Here is a 702-nt window from a genome sequence, read left to right as displayed (position 1 = left end):
GTCTTTTTCTACAATATGGGGATTGAAGTTGATTTTTATATTCCCGATGCCACAACAGCCATTCAGGTATGCTACAACCTCGACAACAGTGACGGCACATTTGACAGGGAAGTGACCGCCCTGCTCAAAATATCGACTGTATTGGAATGTAACAGGCTTTTGATTGTTACACGCGATGCCGAGCGAACGTTGAAATTAGAAGATAAGACCATTGAAGTAGTTCCCGTTTGGAAATGGCTTTTGAATCAAAAATGAAAATGCCATGCCGTCTAAAAAATCGTATTTGCAAAAAAAAGTGTTAAAATGCTGATTTGAAAAATAATTTTCTCAAATATTTGCGTATGTCAAATATTTTATCGAACTTTGCGCGATTTTTGGGAAAGTTATGGTTGTGTCGAAGCTTTATTTGGTTCCAACTCCCATCGGCAATTTGGAAGATATGACTTTCAGGGCTATCAGGGTGTTGAAAGAGGTTGATTTAATTTTGGCAGAAGACACGCGCACAACGAGTTTTTTGTTGAAGTATTTTGACATACAGAACAAAATGCAGTCGCACCATAAGTTTAACGAACACCAAACGGTAGAATGGCTTATTGCACAATTGACTGATGGTAAATCCATTGCGCTGGTTTCTGACGCTGGCACACCGGGGATTTCGGATCCGGGGTTTTTGTTGGCAAGAGCGTGTGTACAAGCAGGGAT

The 702-nt window shown here is 40.3% G+C and carries 1 protein-coding gene and 1 pseudogene; both read left to right on the top strand.

All coding sequences use genetic code 11. The annotated features are described in order from the left end of the window. A pseudogene (locus ASC50_RS02580) lies at positions 1-255 on the top strand (ATP-binding protein); the annotation flags it as partial. 136 nt (positions 256-391) lie between these two features. Beyond that, on the top strand, positions 392-702 hold a 311-nt coding region (gene rsmI / locus ASC50_RS02575; RefSeq protein ID WP_262482188.1), incomplete at its 3' end, for a 16S rRNA (cytidine(1402)-2'-O)-methyltransferase.

The organism is Candidatus Symbiothrix dinenymphae (genome assembly GCF_001431085.1).
Note: the sequence above shows the minus strand (reverse complement) of the source record. Positions and strands in the feature narration are given on the sequence as shown.